14 protein-coding genes are annotated in these 21,202 nt (G+C 47.4%); 10 read left to right on the forward strand and 4 right to left on the reverse strand.

Features of this window, described 5'->3' with window-relative positions; translation table 11 throughout:
• Positions 1 to 309 precede the first annotated feature (309 nt).
• The 6 genes from AC2204_RS05060 to AC2204_RS05085 all read left to right on the forward strand — a co-directional run bounded on the left by AC2204_RS05060 (position 310) and on the right by AC2204_RS05085 (position 8,763).
• Positions 310 to 981, forward strand: coding sequence for an ABC transporter ATP-binding protein (locus tag AC2204_RS05060; RefSeq protein ID WP_318924398.1), 672 nt, complete (start codon positions 310 to 312; stop codon positions 979 to 981).
• Positions 962 to 3,421 carry an ABC transporter permease gene (locus tag AC2204_RS05065; protein ID WP_318924399.1) on the forward strand — a complete coding sequence of 820 codons (2,460 nt, stop codon included), beginning with the start codon at positions 962 to 964 and terminating at the stop codon, positions 3,419 to 3,421. The genes AC2204_RS05060 and AC2204_RS05065 overlap by 20 nt, the downstream gene beginning before the upstream one ends.
• 26 nt (positions 3,422 to 3,447) lie before the next feature.
• A complete protein-coding gene (locus tag AC2204_RS05070; protein ID WP_318924400.1) occupies positions 3,448 to 4,548 on the forward strand; it encodes a lipocalin-like domain-containing protein in 1,101 nt (366 codons plus the stop codon).
• A gap of 123 nt (positions 4,549 to 4,671) precedes the next feature.
• The gene (locus AC2204_RS05075; protein WP_318924401.1) at positions 4,672 to 5,976 is read left to right on the forward strand and encodes an amidohydrolase; all 1,305 of its coding nucleotides are present in this window, start codon (positions 4,672 to 4,674) and stop codon (positions 5,974 to 5,976) included.
• A 95-nt stretch (positions 5,977 to 6,071) separates the two neighbouring features.
• Positions 6,072 to 7,238 (forward strand): YcjF family protein, encoded by a 1,167-nt coding sequence (locus AC2204_RS05080; RefSeq protein ID WP_318924402.1) that lies wholly within the window; start codon positions 6,072 to 6,074, stop codon positions 7,236 to 7,238.
• The gene (locus AC2204_RS05085) at positions 7,219 to 8,763 is read left to right on the forward strand and encodes a GTPase family protein (RefSeq protein WP_318924403.1); all 1,545 of its coding nucleotides are present in this window, start codon (positions 7,219 to 7,221) and stop codon (positions 8,761 to 8,763) included. The genes AC2204_RS05080 and AC2204_RS05085 overlap by 20 nt, the downstream gene beginning before the upstream one ends.
• Before the next feature lie 159 nt (positions 8,764 to 8,922).
• Here the strand turns inward: AC2204_RS05085 and cra are convergent, their stop codons facing one another.
• Positions 8,923 to 9,906 (reverse strand): catabolite repressor/activator, encoded by a 984-nt coding sequence (gene cra / locus AC2204_RS05090; protein ID WP_318924404.1) that lies wholly within the window; start codon positions 9,904 to 9,906, stop codon positions 8,923 to 8,925.
• A gap of 298 nt (positions 9,907 to 10,204) precedes the next feature.
• Here cra and fruB point away from each other — a divergent pair, with 298 nt between their 5' ends.
• The 3 genes from fruB to fruA are packed head-to-tail and all read left to right on the forward strand — an operon-like array spanning position 10,205 to position 14,103.
• Positions 10,205 to 11,323 carry a fused PTS fructose transporter subunit IIA/HPr protein gene (gene fruB, locus AC2204_RS05095; RefSeq protein WP_318924405.1) on the forward strand — a complete coding sequence of 373 codons (1,119 nt, stop codon included), beginning with the start codon at positions 10,205 to 10,207 and terminating at the stop codon, positions 11,321 to 11,323.
• Positions 11,323 to 12,342, forward strand: a complete 1,020-nt coding sequence (gene pfkB / locus AC2204_RS05100) for a 1-phosphofructokinase (protein WP_318924406.1) — start codon at positions 11,323 to 11,325, stop codon at positions 12,340 to 12,342. Before fruB ends, pfkB begins: the two co-directional genes overlap by 1 nt.
• A gap of 21 nt (positions 12,343 to 12,363) precedes the next feature.
• Complete coding sequence (fruA, locus tag AC2204_RS05105) at positions 12,364 to 14,103, forward strand: PTS fructose transporter subunit IIBC (protein WP_318924407.1); 1,740 nt, start codon at positions 12,364 to 12,366, stop codon at positions 14,101 to 14,103.
• Positions 14,104 to 14,321: 218 nt separating this feature from the next.
• On the opposite strand, the gene ppsR is transcribed toward fruA, so the two are convergent.
• Positions 14,322 to 15,155, reverse strand: a complete 834-nt coding sequence (ppsR, locus tag AC2204_RS05110) for a posphoenolpyruvate synthetase regulatory kinase/phosphorylase PpsR (RefSeq protein ID WP_318924408.1) — start codon at positions 15,153 to 15,155, stop codon at positions 14,322 to 14,324.
• 185 nt (positions 15,156 to 15,340) lie between these two features.
• Between ppsR and ppsA the strand changes: the two genes are divergently transcribed.
• The gene (ppsA, locus tag AC2204_RS05115) at positions 15,341 to 17,713 is read left to right on the forward strand and encodes a phosphoenolpyruvate synthase (protein ID WP_318924409.1); all 2,373 of its coding nucleotides are present in this window, start codon (positions 15,341 to 15,343) and stop codon (positions 17,711 to 17,713) included.
• Between the two features lie 122 nt (positions 17,714 to 17,835).
• On the opposite strand, the gene AC2204_RS05120 is transcribed toward ppsA, so the two are convergent.
• Entirely contained in the window at positions 17,836 to 19,122 is a 1,287-nt protein-coding gene (locus tag AC2204_RS05120) for a polysaccharide deacetylase family protein (protein WP_318924410.1), read from the reverse strand.
• 380 nt (positions 19,123 to 19,502) lie between these two features.
• On the reverse strand, positions 19,503 to 20,942 hold the full coding sequence (locus AC2204_RS05125) for a glyceraldehyde-3-phosphate dehydrogenase (protein WP_318924411.1): 1,440 nt from the start codon (positions 20,940 to 20,942) through the stop codon (positions 19,503 to 19,505).
• Between the last annotated feature and the right edge of the window lie 260 nt (positions 20,943 to 21,202).

Here is a 21,202-nt window from a genome sequence, read left to right on the forward strand (position 1 = left end):
GATTTTTTTGTTGTTGCATATATTAAGTCTGGAGGCTCCATTCGGAAATGTCCTACAAATATTCTAAGCTGTGAATGATTTAAGTCGTTGATTCAATATTAAAAATTGTTAGTTGCTTGTAGTCAATTTGGCCTTTTTGTAGTCAATTTGTCATTCATTACATTTTATTTATGGCTAAGGATCTGAAAGTCCTTTCTCGTCGTCTGGCTTTGCTGTAAATTTCACTGTCGGCTGGAATGGCAAACTGTGCCATTTATTCAGTAATATAACTTTTTTATTTTAAGACCTTTTTCATTATCGGGGGCGTAGATGTTACGACTTGCTAAGCTTTGTAAAGGTTATCAGGATGGCGGTGAATACCATTCCGTTTTACAGGGTGCTGAGCTTGAACTGGAGCAAGGTGACCAACTTGCGTTGATGGGGGAGAGCGGTTCCGGTAAGAGTACCCTATTGAATTTAATTGCAGGGTTAGATTCAGCCGATTCAGGCGAAATATGGATTGGTAATACGCCAATACACACTATTTCAGAGCGTGAACGTACCGCATTCCGTCGCAATAACATTGGTATGGTATTCCAGCAATTTAATCTCTTACCGACGTTGACTATTGCCGATAATATTCGTTTTTGCCGTCAGTTAAAGGGGCTGGACGAAAAGCCCGAGCTGTGGCGACAGATCATCTCTGCTCTCGATCTGATGCCGTTATTAGGGCGCTATCCTGAAGAAATGTCGGGTGGACAGCAACAACGTGCAGCGATTGCAAGAGCGTTGTATATGGAACCCGAGATTCTGCTGGCTGACGAACCGACCGGTAGCCTGGATGAGCGCAATGCGGGCGCGGTGATCCGCTTGCTGATTAATCTGACTCATCAGCTTGATTGCACTTTATTATTGGTCACACACAGTAAACAAGTGGCTTCGCACATGCGTGGTTGTATTCGTCTTCAGGGGGGACAATTGGATGTCAAGCCCTGTAGCTAAAGCACTTTGGGGGCATTACCGCCGTCACCCATTTCAGATTTTACTGGTCTGGTTAGGGCTGACCTTAGGTATTGCGCTGTTAGTGGGTGTGATGGCGATCAACCAACAGGCTCGTGAAAGTTACCGTCAAGGTGAGCAGCTCTTTTCTAATCCTTTTCCTCACCGAATTCGTCACGTCCAAATGGGGCTGAAAGTGCCGCAGGGGTTTTATGTCCAACTGCGACGCTCTGGCTTTAATACCTGTGTACCGTTTGACCAACACCGTATTGTCACCGATCAAGGCCGAGACGTTGAAATTGTCGGTATCGATCCGGTTGCCATGTTCTCTAGTCTCAGAGGTAAAGAACTGGGGCAATACCGAGGTCAGATGCTGGAGATGATGAAGCCACCGTATCCAGTGATGATCGGTAGTCAGTTAGCCAGCTATATGGGGGTTGAGGAAGGGCAAAAGCTGACGCTGGATACTGGCAGACAAATAGGGCCGTTGCGCGTCGTTGACGATGAACGTACCGGCGGTCCAAGAATGATCGCAGATATGGCCTTACTGCGCGATCTGCATCCAAGCGCTGGTATTACGACGGTTCTTTGCGGAGAAATGGCACAGAAAAACCTGACCAAACTCTCCAATATACTTCCGCCGGGACTAACCTTAGAACGACACCAGGGAGCCAAACTTGAGCCATTAACGGATGCATTTCATCTCAATTTGTTTGCGATGGGAATGCTCTCTTTTGTCATCGGTTTGTTCATCTTCTATCAGGCAATGTCATTGTCATTATCTCAGCGACAGCCTCTGGTGGGGTTGTTACGCCAAGCGGGCGTGTCTGGCTTTCAGCTGGCCGGGGCACTGCTCATTGAGCTGATCGTCTGGATTATATTGGGCCTGATTGGCGGTAATTTGTTAGGTCTTTTATTGGCTCAGCAACTGCTTCCTTCGGTGGCGGCTACGTTAAGCGATCTCTATAGCGCCAACGTCAGTTTGTCTGTGACCTGGCACTGGCAGTGGGGCGCCGCCAGTGTTGCCATCGCGGTATTTGGCAGTTTGCTCGCCTGCGGTTGGCCAATGATTCGCTTAATTAAAACACCGCCAGCACGTTTAGCAACCCATATGGCCTTAGTGCGGTTCAGCGGACGTGAATTTGCGTGGCAAGCCTTATTCTCATGCATTTTTATTGGTGCTGCTATTGCTGTTTACCAACTGCCTCATGGACAGTTAGCGGGGTTTGTCTTAATTGCCTGTATCCTGATTGCTTCAGGATTGATGATGCCATTTTTACTGTGGCAGTTATTCCAGAGGCTGGGCTTATTCTGCCGTTCGGCACCTCTGCGCTGGTTTTTTTCCGATGCAGCAGCCAGCCTGAGCTACCGTGGTGTTGCCGCAATGGCCTTTATGCTGGCTCTTGCTTCGAATATTGGTATGGAAACCATGGTGGGCAGTTTCCGCAGTACAACGGAAAGTTGGCTGGGGCAACGTCTGGCGGCAGATATTTATGTTCGTCCGTCGCACAATGTTGCTCCGCGTATCGCGAAATGGCTGGAGCAACAACCAGAGGTTGAGCAAGTTTGGTGGCAGTGGCGCATAGAAACGCCGACTGATGCAGGTACATTAGAAGTCAAGAGTGTCGGAGGCAGCGCCGGCGAGAAAGACGCCTTGTTGGTCAAAGTGGCTGAACCGGACTATTGGTACAAGCTGCATAATGCTCAAGCGGTGATGGTCAGTGAATCAATAGCATTGAAGCAGGGATGGCGGCCCGGGGATAAGATCGAACTGCCCGCGCCAATGATAGGTGATTGGATCATCGCGGGGGTTTATTATGACTACGGTAACCCATATGGGCAGGTGCTGATTTCCAATAAGCACTGGCAGGCTCTGTGGCCGAAAGCCGGACAGGTTGGATTAGCCATTCATCTGGAAGAGAATGCCGACAGTACTCAATTAATGGCGAAGGTGGGCGAGCGTTTCCGTTTGCCGCCTGAAAGGGTGCGTAATAATGCCGAGTTGATGAATCAAGCCATGCGTGTATTCGACCGCACGTTTATTGTGACCGCGACATTAGGTAAGCTAACGTTATTTATTGCTGTTTGCGGCCTGTTCTTTGCTACCGTTGCTGGTGAAGTGTCACGTCAGCGGCAGTTCGCCTTGCTTCGTTGCATGGGTATGACCGGACGTGAATTAGCAGCGTTAGGTGGTGGGCAATTATTAGTTATCGGCCTGATGACAGCGCTGATGGCATTACCGCTCGGTCTCGTATTAGCACAGCTATTAATTGATGTCGTTTTGAAATACTCCTTTGGTTGGACTATGCCCATTCATTTTTTCCCAACACAATATTTACTGTCGCTGGGTAGCGCTTTACTTGTCCTTCTGGCCGCGGGGGCATGGCCAGTGTGGCGTCTTGTTAAACGTTCAGCTATCTTGTCGCTACGAGAGGCTTTCTGATGTTGATGCTATATTTGCAAAAATTAATGCCCAGTATTTTGATTTTAAAGGTAAAAGAAAAACAACACTGGTGGGTCACCTCACTGCTTATTTTGCTTTTACTGGGTTGTGAGCAGGCAGAAGAGCGTTCAACGACAGCAGAACAACTGACGCAGGTGAGTTCGGATATCTATCAACCTGTTGTCGAGGGCCATCAACTCCGTTTTCCTCGTGATTTTTCCAGCCATCCTGGTTTCAGAATGGAATGGTGGTACCTGACCGCCAACCTTGAAGATGAAAACGGCGAAACATTCGGGGTTCAATGGACCTTATTTCGTCTGGCGACAGGAACAGAAAGCGACGGTGGTTGGAAAACCCCACAAATGTTCATGGCTCATGTTGTGGTGACATCAGCGGAAAAAAACTGGTTTGCAGAGCGATTTGCCCGTGGCGGGATCGGGCAGGCAGGTGTGATGACCAAACCGTACCGTGCCTGGTTAGATAACTGGTCATGGCGGTCTTTAGGCCAGAGCCCATTCCCCGGCTTACTGGAATTTCAAGATGGTGATATGGCTGCCCGGCTGCAGATCAACAACCAAGGTTCAATTGTGCTGCAGGGAAAGGATGGGTACAGCCGGAAACACCGTTCTGAAAATATCGCCTCATATTATTACAGTGCTCCTTTTCTCAAAGTGGATGGTACCCTTGAGCTGGATGGCAAACTGTATAAGGTAAAAGGAGATGGCTGGTACGATCGTGAATGGAGCAGCACTATGCTGGCGCAAAACCAACAGGGCTGGGATTGGTTTTCTATTCATTTGGATGATGGGAGTGCCTTGATGCTTTACCAGATCAGGGAAAAAAATCGTCAACCATTTTATTTTGGCACCCTTAGCTGGCCTGATGGCAAAGTCGTTCAGTTAGGGCCGGAAGATATTCAATTAACGCCACTAGGATACACCTCCGTTGCAGGTAAGAGTTTACCCTTAGATTGGCGTATTGATGTACCATCACAACAGATAGAGCTTAGAGCGGAAGTTGTCCGCAAGGAACAGTGGTTACCTTTTACGTTCCCGTACTGGGAAGGGCCAATTAAGGTCAAGGGCAGTCATTCAGGACAAGGATTTATGGAATTAACGGGTTACTAATATCAATAAATATAGCGACCAGGCCTTTTGTTATAGCACGCAAACAGGGATGGGAGTCAATTGTTGAGCACGATTAATGTGAGTAAACCTGCCCGTTAGCCATAAAAGTAATAGGATTATTAAGTGGTAAACAAGTTAACTTTTGATGAGCAGGCGTTATCGCAACGCCTGATGAACTATAGGCGTGAATTTCACCGTTATCCAGAATCGGCCTGGTGTGAATTTTTTACAACCGGTCGAATTGCCGGGCTTCTGGAAAACCTTGGTTTTGAGTTATGTTTTTCTGACAGTATTATTGCCCGTGATGCCATTATGGGGCGAGATGAAACCAGTATCGCTGGCGCTCAGCAACGCGCTCTGAGCTGGGGGGCGGATGCCAATATACTCTCTAAAATGAATGGCGTTACCGGTATTGGAGCGGAACTTGATACCGGGCGAGATGGACCGGTTTATGCTTTTCGTTTTGATATTGATGCCGTAGAGGTGATGGAAAGTCAGGACGATTCACACCGTCCGCGATTTCTCGGTTTTGCCTCGTTGCTGCCGGGAATCGCACACGCATGTGGCCATGATGCGCATGCGTCAATAGGTTTGGGTCTGGCTGAAGTGCTGGCCGAAAATAAAGAAAAACTATCAGGTAAGATTAAATTACTGTTTCAACCCGCGGAAGAAGGCTGTCGTGCCGGAAAGGCAATTGCCGAAAGTGGCTGGCTGGATGATGTTGATTATTTTTTTGCAGCCCATATCGGTATGAATGTACCGAGCGGGACATTAGTGTGTGACCCCCAGCATTTCCTCTGTAGTTCCAAATTTGATCTCCATTTTAAAGGCAAACCAGCGCATGCCGGTATTGAACCTAATGCCGGGTGCAACGCATTGGCTGCAGCATGCACGGCCGTTACGCAAATGCTGGCTATTCCCCGTCATCGCGATGGTATGACCCGGGTGAATGTTGGCCAGTTAACGGCAGGCGACGGGCGAAACGTTATTCCGGATAAAGCTATATTAAAAGGTGAAACTCGTGGTGAAAATCGCGATCTGAATGACTATATGTACCAGCAGGTTGAGCGGATTGCTCAGGCCTCATCTATGATGCACGGTGTTAACGTTGAAGTTCATGCCCAGGGCGAAGCAATAGGCTTACACAATGATATTGAGCTGGTAGAACTGCTGGCATCTGTTGGCTACAGCTGTGGTTTCAATGATGTCATTCGTGAAAAAGACTTCGGTGCCAGTGAAGATGCGGGTTATCTGGTAGACCGTGTCCAATCCAAGGGCGGGAAAGCCATTTATTGCCTGGTGGGTTCAGATCTGACTGCCGGGCATCATAATGGCGACTTCGATATTGATGAAAGCAGAATGTTACCGGGGGTGAAGTTGTTTACTGCCGTGATTGAACGGCTGCAAAACCGATTCAGAGGAAATTGATGGGCGAGAAATCATGCCCGGAGATCAAAGCGGCTGAATTGAGGTTACTTAGCGATACACACGATTAACGGATGCCGATTAAGTGATGACTGAGCATGAATGGTTTTAAGAAAATCTTCGATTACATCAATCCGTCTGTTAACCCGGATCTTGAACCGGCCTTTATCCAATGGCAGACACAGTTGCCGACCTTATGGTTGCTGGGTAAGACCGGGGCAGGGAAATCGTCGTTAGTTCAGGCGCTGACGGGGAATTCTCAGGTAGAAATTGGCAATGGTTTCCGCCCCTGCACCAAGACTGCGGTGAGCTATGACTATCCGGTAAATAACCCCTTATTGCGCTTTCTTGATACCCGGGGCGTGTCAGAAACCGACTATGATCCCGCTGAAGATATTCAGCTCTGCCAGCAGCGAAGCCATGCCTTGATCGTAGTGATGAAAGCGGAAGAGCCTGAACAGAGCGGGGTGATTCATGCTCTTAAAAAAATCAAAAAATCTGGGGTGATAAAGCAGCTTCTTATTGTTCATACTGCGGTACTTGCCATTGCCGATATCGCTGAGCGTGAAAGGGCAATAGCCCATAACCAGAATCAGGTCGAAGCAGTATGGGGGAGTACGGTTCCGACAGTTGCGGCTGATTTTGTTCCCTTTGACGCAGGCAACGGTAGTGCCGATGATCCCCGCATTGGCGTAAGTGGCCTTCAAGAACTGGAAAATAAGTTGGCAGAGATGCTGCCGATCCTCAGTTTTTTGACCAATAAGCATGCACATGCATCACGCGAAGAAAGTAATTTTGAAAAACTCCGGTCAGAAGTGATGTGGTATGCAGGTGCGGCAGGGGCCAGTGATGCGATCCCGGCGGTAGGTCTGGTTTCTGTGCCTGCTATTCAGGGAAAAATGCTGCATAGCCTGGCTAACCAATACGCGGTGATATGGGATAAACAGTGCTTTATGGAGTTCATTGGTACATTAGGTACCGGCTTTATGGTGCAGTATCTGTCTAAGTTGGGGATTCGCCAACTGGTGAAGTTTATTCCTGCCTATGGTCAGACGGTCGGCGGTGCAACGGCGGCGGCAATCAGTTTCTCATCCACGTATGCGATTGGCCGGGCAGCATGTAAATATCTGTATCACAAGAGTAAAGGCGAAACTGTTACGAAAGAGGAAATGAAGGCGATCTTTGAGCAGGCTATCAAGGCTGTTGCCAACGTCGAAGCCGCCTGCGGCGGTAAACAGGAGGCAAATGAAACCGATAAAAAATAGCTATCAGTTGATGAGCCGGGTATCTGATGGCTTTGTTCCGTTGATGATCACGGCGATCATTCTGCCGTTTGGCGTTCTTGCTGTCTTTGGTGTGATATCGCTGTTTGAGAAAGGCTATTGGTTGCTGTTTTTGATGATTATTGCCATGTTATGCATCGCAATATTTTTACCGTACCTCTGGCTTCGACGAAAGCATAAAATCGAACGTTCAACCGCTGAAGAGTTTGCGGAAATCATGGTTGAGCCATCCCTGCAATGGGCTGACTTTGATCGCCAAGTCTGGCAATCCCTGAATATAATTATTGACCAGCAGCTAGCTGAGGCTGCAGATTGGCCATCGCTACGATCCCATGCGTTTACAGTTGTCAGTGCAGCGGCAAGGCAGTATCACCCGGAGAGCAAAGCAAAGGAGCTGGCATTTTCAGCGCCAGAATTTCTGCTAATGGTAGAAGAAGTCAGTCGTCGATATCGTCACTTGCTGCATGATCATATTCCGTTTTCTGAAAAGATCCGCATAACCACCCTAAAGCAGGGTTATGAACAGAAAGGTAAGATTCAAACGGCCAAGAAAGCCTATGACATTTACCGCGTTTTTCGCGCGGTAACCCCAGCAGGTTGGATCGCCGAAGCGAGAGGGCAAATCATCGGCCGATTGTTTGATGAAGTCAGCGCAGAAGTACAAGCGAAACTGAAGAAAACCTTATTGCAGGAGGTGGCGTCAGTTGCGATTGATCTATATAGCGGGCGCTTTAAAGCTAAAGATACCGAGTTGCAACATAGTCATGCTGCAGACTTGGATGAAACAAGATTGGCACCAGGTATCGAGCCATTGCGTGTCGCGGTTATCGGACAGGTGAGTGCAGGCAAGTCATCGGTGATCAACGCCATTGCTGGCAGTATAGTGGCTGAAGTCAGCACCCTTCCATCCACTGATCGGGTAACTGTGCATAAATGCGAGATAGAGGGGATCGAGCTTGTCCATTTGGTCGATTTACCGGGCATTGATGGTAACCCAAAAACGGAGTCGCTAATTTTTGAGCAAATTATTAACAGTGATTTGGTTCTCTGGGTGCTTAAAGCCAACCAGCCTGCTCGAGCCTTAGATAGCCAATTGAAAATCAGAGTGGATGATTTCTATGCCGATACGGCGAATCGTTCGAGAAAAAAGCCACAGATCATGGCACTCGTCAGTCAGGTAGACCGGTTACAACCGATTCAGGAATGGGCACCACCTTATAATTTATCGTCATGTGATACACCCAAGGCAACGATCATTAAAGAAGCGGTGGAATATAATCAGGCATTGCTGAACCCTGATCAAATATTGCCACTGTCTATCGGGGAAGGGAGAACGGCTTATAACCTTGACCAAATAAAGACGTTTATACAGTCAGCTTATGAGAGTGGCGTGAATACACAGTTGAACAGACGCCGTCTGGAACAGAATAAATTAGCGCTAGGTAAGCAGGCGAAGCGTCTCTACCGGCTAGGAAAGAAGATGTTTGAGTTATCAGCCAGAGACTGAACGATAATCAATTTAACAGCTGTGGGTGATATACCCAACCTCTCAAGATGCTAGCCCGACGAGTAACGTGGCTGTGGTGCAGAACAAGCCACCATTGCGATAGCATTCTGATGATGTTATCGCTCTGGTGCTTGGTTATAATTAATTTAAAATCAACGATTAACGTCGCTTAATCTTCCGGGGGACCACTTCAACGCCTGTGCGGTATCGTCCGGCCGTTGCATTAAGTGCTAATTCCAGCGCGCTGTCGGCAATTATCTCAAATTGCTGAGGAAGGGATTGAATTTTAATCGGCAGAAAATCCAATAAGCGATTGTCACCAAAGGTGGCCAGATGGATTTTCGCCATCAGCGCCGGATTGGCTAGCAGACAATCTAATACACCTTCAAACAAGGTATAAGAGGTGGCAAGAATGGCATCCGGCAAGTTGTTGCTATCTATCCATTGCTGTACCTGATGCTGACCTTGTTCCTGACTGAAGTGATCGCCGTAAGCAATCAGCGTTTCAATATCGGGGCGGTGGGTATTGATCGCCGCATAGAAACCTTGCTCACGCTCTTTTGATACCCCAAGCTCCGGTACCGCACCGATCAGGCCAATACTTCTTATCTCTTTTTTCAACAGGGTCTGAGTCAGTTCATAAGCACCGTCGAGATCTTCACTGATCACGCTGGCGAAGACTTCATCATCTAAGGCTCGGTCAAGCGCTATTACGGGGAGACCACCTGCCTGGATTTTTTTATAGAAGTCATGATCGGCGGGCAGGGCACTTGCGACCAGCAGGACATCGATACGACGGCTGAGCAAGGTCTCGGCAACGGTCATTTCGGTCTCAATATCATCATCAGAGCAGGAGATGATGAGCTGATAGCCCGCCTTTCTTGCATCGCGCTCCAGCAATTTAGCCAGCCTTGCGTAACTGCTATTTTCCAGATCCGGGATGATCAATCCAAATGAGCGACTGTTTCCCGCACGCAATGATTTGGCGGCATGATCAGGACGGAAGTTAAATTGATTAACAACAGCCATGACTTTCTGTTGGGTTTTTTCGCTGATCCGGTACTTGCTGGCTTTGTCATTAATGACATAGCTTGCAGTAGTACGTGATACACCAGCCAGTTTTGCAATTTCATCTAACGTCATCGTAATTTCTTATTCTTCACCGGAATATTTGTGCGCTTGATCATATATTCGCAAATGATCCTGCACGGAACAATTGCAATAATAGCTGAAACCATTCAGCATGTCAGGTGAAAGGTTTCAGCAGAGCTTTAAAAAGTTCGTCGGTTCTGCTGAGACTTTTAAATTGCCAAAAAGCTGAATCGGTTCAGCTTTGATTGTTACATAAACTTATAACTTAACGACGGGTCGAGATGAATCTTGAGTTCATCATAAAGAAGACCGAAGTAGAAGACAGAAAACTGTCATATGGAGTGAATTCATGTTGTCACTATCACAGAGCGATATTCAGTTAAAACAAGCCGCCCCTGATAAACAAGCGGCGATAAAGGCGTTAGCCGTCAGTTTAGCAAACCAGGGGCTGGTTGAAGCGGGGTATGTTAATGGAATGCTGGCTCGTGAAGCTCAGAACTCGACTTTCCTCGGTAATGGAATCGCGATCCCGCACGGCACAACGGATACACGTGGTTTGGTCAAGCAAACGGGGGTGAAGGTCCATCATTTCCCGCATGGTGTGGATTGGGGCAATGGACAAACCGTTTATCTGGCTATCGGTATTGCGGCTAAATCTGATGAGCACCTTGGTATTCTGAAGCAATTAACGAAAGTGCTTTGTGCTGATGGCGTTGAAGAGAAACTAAAGCTGAGCGACAGTGCTGACGGCATCATTGCGATTTTAAACGGAGATGAGCAGCTTGAAGTGGAATTTGATACCGGGCTGGTTCAACTGGCATTCCCGGCAACAGATTTGATTCAGTTAACCGCCGTTGCTGCCGGCCTGATCAAAAACCGCAAGTTTGCTGATAACGGTTGTGTCGCCGATGCGATTGCTTCAGGTGCAACTCACCTCGGCCAAGGATTATGGCTGGCAAAAAGTAACAAAGATGTGGTGAAAACGGCAATGTCTTTTGTTACGCCGTCGCATTCTTTTGCAGAAGACGGACAGCCAGTTAAAGGTCTATTGATGGTTGCGGCGTGTAATGCGGCTCATCTGAAGAACTTGGAATATTTAACTCAGTTACTTTATAAAAACGAATCAGAAAAATTGTTTGCCACAACCGCAGAAAAGGTGGTTTCACTTTTGACTGAAGAGACGATTGAGGGGGCGACAGAAGTCTTCAAAATCCGCAATTCACACGGTCTGCATGCCCGTCCTGGTGCGATGCTGGTGAGCGTGGCGAAGAAATTCAATTCAAATATTCAGGTGCTCAACCTATGTGGTGACGGCAAGCCGGCTAATGCAAAGAGCCTGATGAAGGTGATTGCTCTGGGTGTCAAACATGGCCATCAGCTGCAATTTACCGCGCAAGGTGACGATGCTGAGTTAGCATTGGCGTCAATTGGCGAGGCAATCGCTGATGGCTTGGGTGAGGGTAAGTAATGGCTGATTCAAATCCCCCTGTTTTTTGCCAGGCAGCAACACATAAGCCGAAGGTTGTCACCGTTACGCTAAATCCAGCGTTGGATTTAACCGGCAGCCTGCATACGCTCACGGCCGGAACCGTTAACGTCGTGAACAAAGGAAGTTTGCATCCGGCAGGTAAAGGCGTAAATGTAGCGAAAGTACTGGCCGAGTTAGGTGCAGAGGTTACCGTTACCGGTTTATTAGGTGCCGATAACCAAGAACCGTTCTGCCAGCTTTTCGAAGAACTGGGCGCAACGGATAAGTTTGTTCGTGTTAACGGTGCAAGCCGCATCAACGTTAAATTGGTAGAGCAAACCGGTCAGGTTAGCGATATCAACTTCCCGGGGGTTGCGGTATCTGAAGACGACATCATCCGTTTCGAACAAACATTATTTGAACTGGTAGAAAGCCATGATGTGTTTGTTCTCGCGGGTAGCTTACCTGTCGGTATTACCCCTGAGATGTGTGCGAGTTGGGTATCTCGTCTGCATCAATTGGGTAAGCAAGTGTTGTTTGATAGCAGTAAAGCGGCATTAGCGGCCGGGCTGGAAGCAAACCCATGGTTGGTAAAGCCTAATGATGAAGAGCTGTCAGATTGGGCCGGGCGTAAATTAACGTCAGAAGCGGAATGTACAGCAGTTGCAGAACAACTTTTACAAAAAGGAATTGCCAATGTGGTGGTGTCTTTAGGTGCAGAAGGCGTGATGTGGCTGAGCGATAAAGGATGGTTACGTTCGCAACCACCCAAAATGCAGGTTGTCAGCACCGTGGGTGCCGGTGACACATTAGTGGCAGGTATGTGCTGGGGACATCTCAACCACTGGAACAGAGAAGAAACTCTTCGTTTCGCAACGGCATTGTCGGCTTTGGCGGTGGCTCAAGTTGGAGTCGGTGTTGAAGATATTGAAACGGTGCTGGCGATGAAAGAAAGAGTGCAACTGTCAAAATCAGATCTTACTGAAAAGATCGGTTCAAACAATCACGTGAAGTGCTAACAAGGATCAGAGGGTATCAAGATGAATATTGCAATCGTAACAGCTTGCCCCAGTGGCATTGCAAACAGCGTCATTGCTGCAGGCCTATTAGAAAAAGCGGCAGCAGAACTGAAATGGAACGTCGATATTGAATGTCAGTCAACGGTTACAGCGGTGAAGTCTCTGACTTCTGCTCAGATCAAAGCCGCAGACTGCATTGTTATTGCCGCAAGTACTGCAATTGATAAATCACGCTTTGTAGGTAAAAAAGTTTATCAGTCAGAGGTTACTGACTGTTTTGCGGAGCCAAAAGTTTATTTGCAACAAGCAGTAGAAAAAGCAATTGTGCTATCCGTTTCTGCAGCTCAGCAGGGTGTCGGTGAAACGGTGGTTGCAACAGGGAAGAAGAAAATTGTTGCAATTACTGCCTGTCCGACTGGTGTCGCGCATACCTTTATGGCGGCGGAAGCACTGGAAGGTGAGGGTAAACGTCAGGGACATGAGATTAAAGTTGAAACTCGCGGCTCTGTGGGTGCAAAAAACCAGCTAACGGCAGAAGAAATTGCAGCGGCTGATCTGGTTGTTATTGCGGCTGATATTGACGTCGACCTTGCCCGATTTGATGGTAAGAGACTATACAAAACCAGTACCGGTCTGGCACTGAAGAAAACCGCACAAGAACTGGATAAAGCGTTTTCAAGTGCTGCGGTTTATAAGCATGAAGCAGGCAGTGCTTCTTCTGGCGAAGACAAGCAAGAGAAAATTGGGGCTTATAAGCACTTGATGACCGGCGTATCACACATGCTGCCGTTGGTTGTTGCGGGGGGCTTGGCGATTGCGTTGTCTTTTGTCTTTGGTATCGAAGCATTTAAAGAAGAAGGTACGCTGGCCGCGGCACTGATGACCATTGGTGGCGGTTCGGCGTTTGCGTTGATGGTGCCTGTTCTGGCCGGTTTCATCGCCTTTTCGATTGCTGACCGTCCGGGCCTGGCACCTGGTTTGATTGGCGGTATGTTAGCAAGTTCAATCGGTGCCGGTTTTCTTGGTGGTATTGTTGCCGGTTTCCTTGCGGGATACAGCGCCAAGCTGATCGCCGATAAAGTGCAGTTACCACAGTCGATGGAAGCGCTTAAACCTATTCTGATCATTCCGCTGGCAGCGAGCCTGATCACCGGTCTTATCATGATTTACATCGTGGGCGGTCCGGTTGCGGCTGCTATGACCAGTTTGACTGAGTTTTTGAACAATATGGGCTCTGCAAACGCGGTACTGCTGGGCATTACCCTGGGTTGTATGATGTGTTTCGATCTGGGTGGCCCGGTAAACAAAGCGGCGTATACGTTCGGTGTCGGTTTGCTGGCGTCACAAACTTACGCGCCAATGGCCGCAATCATGGCGGCGGGCATGGTACCTGCACTCGGTATGGGGCTGGCAACATTCCTGGCTAAAAATAAATTCAATGCAAGTGAATCAGAAGCGGGTAAAGCGTCCTTCGTGCTTGGTCTTTGCTTTATCTCAGAAGGTGCGATTCCGTTTGCAGCTCGCGATCCGATGCGCGTGATCCCTAGCTGTATGGCGGGTGGTGCGTTAACCGGTGCTCTGTCTATGCTGTTTGGCGCAAAGCTGATGGCACCTCATGGCGGTCTGTTTGTCCTGCTGATCCCAAATGCTATTACCCCTGTACTGATGTATCTGGTTGCGATTGCGGCAGGCACACTGCTAACCGGTGTGACTTATGCTTTCCTTAAAAGGTCAGAGCAAGAGCAGTTTGTGACAGCGTAACGCATAAAGTTTGTGACCCGTTGTTTGAGATGCCTGCATCTCAGGCCGAGTCGAAATGAAAAGCCCCGGCACCGATAATGCCGGGGCTTTTGCCATCGCGGGCTGCATCAATAGGTGTACCCGCGATGAGTCTCTTTTATTCTGATCCTGCCAGTCATGATCAGAGCGGTTCTGGTCAGTACGTGATACTTGTTTTTAAAAGAAAAAGATGTTTACCACTAGCACATTTTCCGTTTTAAACCGCTGATATCCAGCAAGCGAGTCGAGATTTCTTCGACTGACAGCGACGATGTGTTGAGGTAAGGAATGGCTTCACGCCGAAACATGGCTTCAACTTTATTTAATTCACTTTCACATTGCTGTCTGCTGGCGTAATCACTATTGGCATAGCGCTCATGGCGAATGGCAACCAGCCGTTCTGCATCTATGGTCAGGCCATAGGTTTTATAGCGGTATGGCTCAATAACTGCAGGCAGCTTCAAGCTTGCCATGTCCTCCGCTATGAAAGGATAGTTGACGGCACGAATGCCAAATTGCATGGCCAAATACAGGCTGGTTGGGGTTTTACCGCAGCGGGATACCCCCAGTAAAATCACATCGGCCTGATCAAGATTATTCAGTGAAATCCCGTCATCATGGGCTAAGGTATATTCAATTGCGGCGATACGATCCTGGTAGCTTGCCGCATCTCTGTTAATACTATGTGAACGTTGTAACTGTGGTTGCGGTTCAAGTTGTAAATCGTTTTTTAATGACTCAACCAGTACGTTAAGAACATCGTAAAAATGTGCCTGACTTTGTTCAATGATTGCTTTCACTTCAGGTAATACAATCGAATAAAAGACAAGAGGTTCTACGCCGGTGGATTCATATGATTGATTGATAAGGTTTTTAACCTGAAATGCCCGTTCGTTTGTTTCAATGAAGGGGAGGGTTGTCTGATGAATTTCGATAGGAAACTGCCCCAAAATAGCGTGTCCGAGTGTCTCAGAAGTAATCGCTGTGGCATCAGAAATGTAAAATACATCACGAAAATTAGATTTGCGCTGCATATAAAGTTGAATCCTTAAAATTATTCTGTAAGGTTGGCTACATTAATACTTATAACAATAACCTTATAGGGTATGGGGAACAGCCCGGCTATTGTGACGCAGTATTTTTTTAACTGCTAACGCAATCGTTGTCGTTGAGATCTTGCCCACATTTAATGCTAAATCCAAAAACAAGGAGATTGACCGTGCAACAGAACGTTGTTTGGTACGATGCTTTATCAATGAATGATGTTGATAAAGTGGGTGGAAAGAATGCTTCACTGGGTGAGATGGTTGCCAATTTAGCCAACGCCGGTGTGAAAGTGCCTAATGGATATGCGACAACATCGTACGCATTTAACCAATTTCTAGAAGCTGACGGCTTAAACAAACGTATTTATGGTCTTCTCGACACGCTTGATGTAGATGATGTCAATGCGTTGAAAGCGGCGGGTGAAACCATCCGTAATTGGGTTCTGGACGCGCCTTTACCGGCAGAGCTTGAGCAGGACATCAGACATTTTTATGCTGAACTGGGTAGCGGTGATGACCAACTGTCAGTCGCTGTTCGTTCATCGGCCACAGCAGAAGATCTGCCGGATGCATCGTTTGCCGGGCAGCAAGAAACCTTCCTCAATGTTCGTGGTATTGAGTCGGTTATTGAAGCGGTAAAGCATGTATTTGCGTCACTGTTCAATGATCGTGCTATTTCTTATCGTGTGCATCAGGGGTTTGATCATGAAGGCGTGGCCTTGTCTGCTGGTATTCAGCGCATGGTACGCTCCGACAAAGCCTCGTCTGGGGTTATGTTTACGCTTGATACTGAGTCAGGCTTTGACCAGGTTGTCTTTATTACTTCTTCATGGGGATTAGGTGAAATGGTGGTTCAGGGTGCAGTTAACCCTGATGAGTTCTATGTTCATAAGCCAACATTACAAGCCGGAAATCCTGCGGTGGTTCGTCGTACTATCGGCTCAAAGCTGATCAAAATGGTTTATTCCGAAGGCACTGCCTTGGGGACCCAAGTTGAGATTGTTGATACGTCAGATGAAGAACGTAACCAGTTTTCGTTAACAGACAAAGAAATCTCAGCCCTTGCCGAGCAGGCATTGATCATCGAAAAACACTATGGTCGCCCGATGGATATCGAATGGGCTAAAGACGGTGTGACCGGTGAGCTGTTAATTGTGCAGGCACGCCCTGAAACGGTTCGCTCTCGAGATGATCAGCAGGTGATGGAGCGTTTTCACCTTAACGTTCAAAGCACGCCTTTAATCGAAGGCCGTGCGATCGGTCAGCGGATCGGTACGGGCAAAGTCCGTGTTGTCTCTGATTTGAGTGAAATGGATCAGGTACAAAAAGGTGATGTGCTGGTGGCTGATATGACTGACCCTGATTGGGAACCGGTCATGAAAAAAGCGTCGGCGATTGTGACAAACCGCGGTGGTCGTACTTGCCATGCTGCAATCATTGCGCGTGAATTAGGCATTCCGGCTGTTGTGGGTTGTGCTTCGGCGACAGCCAGACTGTCGACAGGTCAACAGGTTACGGTTTCTTGTGCCCAGGGCGAAACGGGTTTTGTGTATGAAGGAGAGCTTGACTTTGAAGTGCGCCGCACTTCAGTTAACAATCTGCCTGATTTGCCCCTTAAAGTGATGATGAATGTCGGTAACCCTGACCGTGCATTTGATTTTGCCTGTATTCCAAATGAAGGGGTAGGGCTGGCGCGTCTGGAGTTCATCATCAATAAGATGATCGGAATTCACCCGAAAGCACTGTTAAATTATGACCAGCAGTCGGCAGAGCTTAAAGCTGAAATCGACCGTCGCATTGTGGGTTATGACAGCCCGGTAGAGTTCTACATAGCGAAACTCACCGAAGGGATTTCAACCCTTGCTGCTGCCTTCTGGCCGAAGCGTGTGATTGTGCGTATGTCTGACTTTAAGTCGAATGAGTACAGTAACCTGGTCGGTGGCAGTTGCTTTGAACCTACAGAAGAAAACCCGATGCTTGGCTTCCGTGGTGCTTCTCGTTACATCTCGCCGCAGTTCCAGGATTGTTTTGCGCTTGAGTGTGAAGCGATTAAACGTGTACGCGAGAAAATGGGATTAAAGAATGTTGAAATCATGATCCCATTTGTGCGAACTGTGAGTGAAGCGGCATCAGTCATCGATTTGCTTGCGAAGTTTGATTTACGTCGCGGTGAGAATGGCCTGAAAGTGATCATGATGTGTGAACTGCCATCGAACGCAATTCTGGCAGATGACTTCCTGAAGTACTTTGACGGCTTCTCGATTGGCTCTAACGACATGACTCAATTGACCCTGGGTTTAGATCGGGACTCTGGTGATATTGCCCACCTGTTTGATGAGCGTAATGCTGCAGTTAAAGCCCTGCTGTCGATGGCGATTCAAGCGGCGAAAAAGGCGGGTAAGTATATTGGTATATGTGGACAAGGACCATCGGATCATGAAGATCTGGCTGATTGGTTGATGGAACAAGGTATTGACTCGGTCTCGCTGAACCCGGATACCGTAGTTGAAACCTGGGTACATTTAGGGAAAAACAAAACAGCCTAAAATAGAAGGCAGCTATGCAATTTTCGCTTTCTGACTGCGAACATTGTGCTTAGTAACAAACTGAAAAGCGTGAAGGTTAACCTTCACGCTTTTGTTTGCAACAAAGAACTATCTATAAGCGATTAAAGCTGAGTAAATAGTGTCGGCTCTGTGCTTGGTGTCCAGGCTGCTTGAGAAGTATGAGCAGCATTAACAACATAACGCTTACCCATATAACTAACAACATCACCGTCGTTATAGCTTACATTTACCGTCCATACCGTTGTTGGCATGCTATTAACCCATAGGGTAGATGTAGAAGAAGGAGCCCAGTCAGCTTGTGCTGTATGTGCATTTACGGCTTTATAGATAGTATCTTGGTGAGTAACATAATCACCGGCTGCATATGCAGTATCTACAGCCCATACCGGTGCATAGTTGTCTAATGTATCAAAGACGTATCCTGCTTCTTTTGCGATTTTAATAAACTTAGCCAGCTTAGGTAAGTTTTGAGTTGCCCCCATGCCACGCTTACCATCTTCAAAAAGGAATGCATGAGTCAGGACAATCGACTTGTCAGCATGCAAAGAAGTACCGCATGGGAAAGTCTGCGACTTTGAGTTGACCGGCTCGATTGTTGTTGGCGCACATGTATTGAACGTTGCTTCAACATAACCCAAGAAGGCATCGGCTTCTGTCAAGCTGTTTGCCGGCATGGCAATACCCCAGTTCTCCGGTGCCCAGTCGACATCCCAGCCATGGAATTGGTAGTTTTTATTGGCCAAAATTTCGGCAACTTCGAGGGAAGCTTTAACACTGTTAGATGGGTTTTCAGGATCGCAGACGTATCCTGGTTCCCAAGGCTTGAAGTCATCTGATGTTGCGCATAAGCCATTACTCTTGAAATCTTTGGCTACTCGCCAGGTATTGGTGTAAGGCAGGCGAGCGAGGCTTTCACCTTTATAGTTTGGATAGCTGTTTACATTTGGAATGTATGACTCAATTACAGTGACGTTCTTGTCAAACATTGATGCATCGTAGACTGGATCCTGGTAAGAGTTTATCTGGTGGTCACCGGTAGCGTTACACTCGGCAGCGCTATTAGGGCCAAATTCTTCGACACAGTTGTGCACCATGTGATTATAACTGTGGTTGGCAACAGTATGCCCTGTATCTAACAGCAGCTGCAGTGCTTCAAGTGCTTTGCTTTCGTTTTCATCGGCAATCCCATCTAGGTGCCAGGCATTCACGTAGAACGTCCCTTTTACACCTGCCTCATTCATGATCTTAACGATTGGGATCGTTGCATCGATTGTACCGTCATCAAATGTTAGGTAAATCGTACCTTTAGGCGCAGCCTGAGCAGCCATTGAGCTTGCTAAAATTGTCGCGGTGCACAACGTAGACAGAACGGTTTTTTTTAATTTCATTTTTGATCCTTTCTTGATTTGAGAGTCGCTTAGATTCCGTTGAGGACTCAGCCCCGAATACCAGCAAGTGATTCTGGTATGTTATTGATTTAATTCATGCTTGATTGAGTATGAATCGAGGCGAGTATGCGGGGCGTACAGTGCGAACTCAATAACACGGGGAATAATATATTTGTCAGCATGATATATCTGCGTCTGATATCACTGATAGCTTGTGAGAGGTGACATTTTTTACAGTGGAAAATAAGGTCAAGGCCGCACTGTGGTCTTTGTTGTTAATTATGAGAGTGACATGATGAAAGTGACATGATTATGAGAGATAAAAAAGCCGCCTTGTGATCAAAGGCGGCAAAGAACAAGAGTTTGTTATCGCTTAAAAGTTACTTAAGCATGGGGTAGGTCTTATAACGAACCCCCATCATCTGTTCCATACAATGAACCACCTGGCAGCTGTAGCCGAATTCATTGTCATACCAGATATACAGTACGCAACGGTTGTCCTGCGCTATGGTCGCTACGCCATCAACAACACCTGCATGGCGGGAGCCGACTATGTCACTGGATACGATTTCGGTCGATTCAGTGAAGTCAATCTGACCAGACAGTGGCGATGCCAGTGCCATGTTACGTAAGTAGTGGTTTAGCTCGTCAGCGGAAACATCCGATTCTAAATTCAGGTTAGCAACGGCCATTGATACGTTTGGCGTTGGTACGCGAATGGAGTTGCCGGTTAACTTTCCTGAAAGCTCAGGCAGCGCTTTGGCGACGGCTTTGGCAGCACCGGTTGAAGTCAATACCATGTTAAGCGATGCGGAACGCCCGCGTCGATCACCTGTGTGGAAATTATCAATCAGGTTCTGATCATTGGTAAACGAGTGAACCGTTTCAACATGGCCGGATGTAATGCCGTATTTATCATTGACCGCTTTTAGAACCGGTGTGATGGCATTGGTGGTACAACTTGCGGCTGAGATGATCTTGTCATCTTCCTGGATAACCGATTCATTGACACCAAAGACAACGTTTTTGATATCGCCTTTGCCCGGCGCGGTAAGCAGTACTTTTTCAGCCCCTTTGCTGGCAAGGTGTTGGCTTAGCCCTTCACTATCCCGCCAAATGCCGGTGTTATCTACGATTAACGCATTATTGATACCATAGGCAGTGTAATCAACATCGGCAGGGCTGTTCGCATAGATGATTTGAATGAAGTTACCATTAGCGATGATGGCTTTGCGATCTTCATCAACAGTAATACTGCCATTGAATGGGCCATGAACAGAATCCCGGCGCAAAAGGCTCGCACGTTTTTCTAAGTCGCCATGTTTGCCACCACGTACCACCACGGCACGCAGACGAAGCGGATAACCCTGGCCGCTCTTTTCAATCAGGAGGCGAGCCAGTAAGCGGCCAATACGACCAAAGCCATAAAGTACCACATCACGGGGTTCAACAGATTGCGTGCTACTCAATGACTCTGTCAGTGCGGTCTGCAAAAAGTCATTTACGCCGTACTCTTCGTCTTGATCTTTCCAATATGCATAGGCTAACTGGCCAATATCAACTCGACAAGGAGACAGGTCAAGTGCGGCTAGCGCTTTAATGAGAGGAAGGGTTTGGGTTGGAGATAAAGTTTCCCCGGTATAGCGACGAGCAACACGGTGTGCTTTGATAATGTCGATGGTAGAAGCATTAACTAACTGGCGACCAAACAAAAGGACTTCAACGCCTTTTTGCCGGTATAGCTGACCAAGAAGTGGTGAGATGGATTCTGCATTCGTTTGGCTCGTTTGCCAATCAAGAAGGTATTTTTCCGGACTCATTATTACTTAGCACCTTTCACGTTTTGGTAACTATTCATGTCTTTGCTATGGCATAAAATAGCGTCAAGCTAAACAGTTACAGGGAGAAGTTGGATAAAATTTTACTAAGGAATCTTGTTGTTTTTATGTGGCGGAAGTGTAACGTTTGCGTCGTTTTTCTCCTAGCAAAATTAATGACTTATAAATGTGATCTTGGCGGGCATAAATGGGTCATAATCGGCATATAAATAGCAGGATCCAGCTATTTAATAGTGATGATC

Source organism: Photobacterium sp. (genome assembly GCF_057456235.1).